The organism is Stenotrophomonas sp. 2YAF22 (assembly GCF_052114665.1).
Classification (GTDB): domain Bacteria; phylum Pseudomonadota; class Gammaproteobacteria; order Xanthomonadales; family Xanthomonadaceae; genus Stenotrophomonas; species Stenotrophomonas indicatrix.
On record NZ_JBFRFE010000574.1, the window covers coordinates 1 to 2,831 of the forward strand.

Annotated in this window: 3 protein-coding genes; all 3 read right to left on the reverse strand. The window is 62.2% G+C overall.

The window, feature by feature from the left end:
• Positions 1-120: 120 nt before the first annotated feature.
• Complete coding sequence (gene cyoD, locus AB4Y84_RS18355) at positions 121-462, reverse strand: cytochrome o ubiquinol oxidase subunit IV (RefSeq protein WP_025873831.1); 342 nt, start codon at positions 460-462, stop codon at positions 121-123.
• On the reverse strand, positions 462-1,100 hold the full coding sequence (gene cyoC / locus AB4Y84_RS18360) for a cytochrome o ubiquinol oxidase subunit III (RefSeq protein ID WP_442250610.1): 639 nt from the start codon (positions 1,098-1,100) through the stop codon (positions 462-464). The genes cyoD and cyoC overlap by 1 nt, the downstream gene beginning before the upstream one ends.
• The coding region (locus AB4Y84_RS18365; RefSeq protein ID WP_442250611.1) for a cbb3-type cytochrome c oxidase subunit I at positions 1,097-2,831 on the reverse strand (1,735 nt) is incomplete at its 5' end. The genes AB4Y84_RS18365 and cyoC, both read right to left, overlap by 4 nt.

Here is a 2,831-nt window from a genome sequence, read left to right on the forward strand (position 1 = left end):
GCGGCCGGCACTACCACCACGCGCCTGCCATGCCGAGCGGGCGCACAAAACGCCCAACTCACGGACAAACAGAAAGGCCGCCCGGGGGCGGCCTTTCTGCGTGGCAACGTCGCGAAGACGTCAGTGCATCATGTGCACGTTCATGTTGTGCATGACCCACAGGGTACCGACCACGATGATGCCGATCACCACCACGGTGAAGGCCGCAGCGTTGACGTTCCAGCGGCTCTCCGACGAGCGGTCCAGGTGCAGGAAGAACACCAGGTGGACCAGCATCTGCAGCACCGCGGTGATGGCGATCACCACACCGTTGACGGTGCGCGAGAAATCACCCGACATCACCATGTAGAACGGGATGACGGTCAGCACCACCGCCAGCACGAAGCCGATCAGGTACGACTTCACGGTGCCGTGGCTTTCGCCGCCGGCGGCGTGGTCGTGTGCATGGTTGTCATGTGCCATTACAGCGCTCCATTGAGGTAGACGACGGAGAACACGCCGATCCAGATCAGGTCCAGGAAGTGCCAGAACAGGCTCAGGCACGCCATGCGGGTCTTGTTGGTCGGGGTCAGGCCGTACTTCTTCAGCTGCACGAACATCACCAGCAGCCACAGCAGGCCGGCGCTGACGTGCAGGCCGTGGGTACCGACCAGGGCGAAGAACGCCGACAGGAAGGCACTGCGGTCCGGACCGTAGCCCTGATGGATCAGGTGCTGGAATTCATAGACTTCCATGCACATGAAGCCGAAGCCCAGCAGCCAGGTGATGCCCAGCCACAGGAACATCTGGCCGACCTGCTTGCGGTGCATGGAGATCATGCCCAGGCCGAAGGTCAGCGACGAGGTCAGCAGCAGCGCGGTTTCCCACGCCACGAACGGCAGCTCGAACAGGTCCTTCGCGCCGGGGCCGCCTTCAGTGCCGCCGGCCAGCACCACGTAGGTGGCAAACAGCGAGGCGAAGATGAGGCAGTCGCTCATCAGGTACACCCAGAAACCGAAGACGGTGTTGCCGCCGGTGTCGTGGTGCTCGTGGTCGTCATGGCCATGGGCCGCCGCGTGTGCGGCGTGCCCGTGGTTCAYGGTCGAGGTATTGGTGCTCATGCCTTCAGCTCCGACTTCACCAGGCCCTGGGCTTCCAGGTGCTTGCGGTGTTCGTTCTCGATGCGTTCCACCTCGGCAGCCGGGACCCAGTAGTCCACGTCCTGGTCGAAGGTGCGGTAGATGAACGTGGCGATCATGCCGACGAAGCCGATGATGGCCAGCCACCAGATGTGCCAGATCATCGCAAAGCCGAACACCATGCTGAAGGCGCCGATGACAACGCCGGTGCCGGTGTTGCGCGGCATGTGGATGTCGGTGTACTTGGCCGGCTTCGGCCAGGCTTCACCACGCTGCTTGCGCTCCCAGAAATCGTCCAGCTCGGTGACTTCCGGCAGGGTGCCGAAGTTGTAGAAAGCCGGCGGCGAAGAGGTTTCCCACTCCAGCGTACGGGCATCCCACGGGTCGCCGGTCAGGTCGGCAGTCTTCTTGCGGTCGCGGATCGACACGGCCACCTGGATGATCTGGCACAGGATGCCGGCACCCACGATGAAGGCGCCCACAGCGGCCACCAGCAGGAACGGCTCGTAGGCCGGGTTGACGGTGCTCTGCAGACGACGGGTCATGCCCATGAAGCCCAGCACGTACATCGGCATGAAGGTCACATAGAAGCCGATGAACCAGCACCAGAACGCGCACTTGCCCCAGAACTCGTTGAGGCGGAAGCCGAACATCTTCGGCCACCAGTAGGTGATGCCGGCGAACATGCCGAACACCACGCCGCCGATGATGACGTTGTGGAAGTGGGCGATCAGGAACAGGCTGTTGTGCAGCACGAAGTCGATGGCCGGGATCGCCAGCATCACGCCGGTCATGCCGCCGATGGTGAAGGTGACCATGAAGCCGATGGTCCACAGCACGGGCGTGGTGAACTGCACGCGACCGCGGAACATGGTGAACAGCCAGTTGAAGATCTTCACGCCGGTGGGGATGGAGATGATCATCGTCGTGATGCCGAAGAAGGCATTGACGTTGGCACCCGAGCCCATGGTGAAGAAGTGGTGCAGCCACACGATGAACGACAGCACGCCGATGCAGGCGGTGGCGTAGACCATGCCCTTGTAGCCGAACAGGGCCTTGCGCGAGAAGGTCGCGATGACCTCGGAGAACACGCCGAAGGCCGGCAGCACCAGGATATAGACTTCCGGGTGACCCCAGATCCAGATCAGGTTGATGTACAGCATGGCGTTGCCGCCACCGTCATTGGTGAAGAAGTGCGTACCCAGGTAACGGTCCAGGGTCAGCAGCACCAGGGTGATGGTCAGCACCGGGAAGGCGGCGACGATCAGCACGTTGGTCACCAGAGCGGTCCAGGTGAAGACCGGCATCTGCATGAGCTTCATGCTCGGGGTGCGCATCTTGAGGATGGTGATGAAGAAGTTGATACCACTCAACGTGGTACCCAGACCCGCCACCTGTAGTCCCCATATGTAGTAGTCCATACCTACATTGTTGCTGTACTCGATGCCCGACAATGGCGGGAACGCCAGCCAGCCGGTGGCGGCGAATTCACCGATCCACAGCGACAGCATGATCAGCACCGCACCGGACACGAACAGCCAGAAGCTGAGCGAGTTGACGAACGGGAACGCGACGTCGCGCGCACCGATCTGCAGCGGCACGGCCAGGTTCATCAGGCCGGTGATCAGCGGCATCGCCACGAAGAAGATCATGATCACGCCGTGGGCGGTGAAGATCTGGTCGTAGTGGTGCGGAGGCAGGTAACCCTCGGAC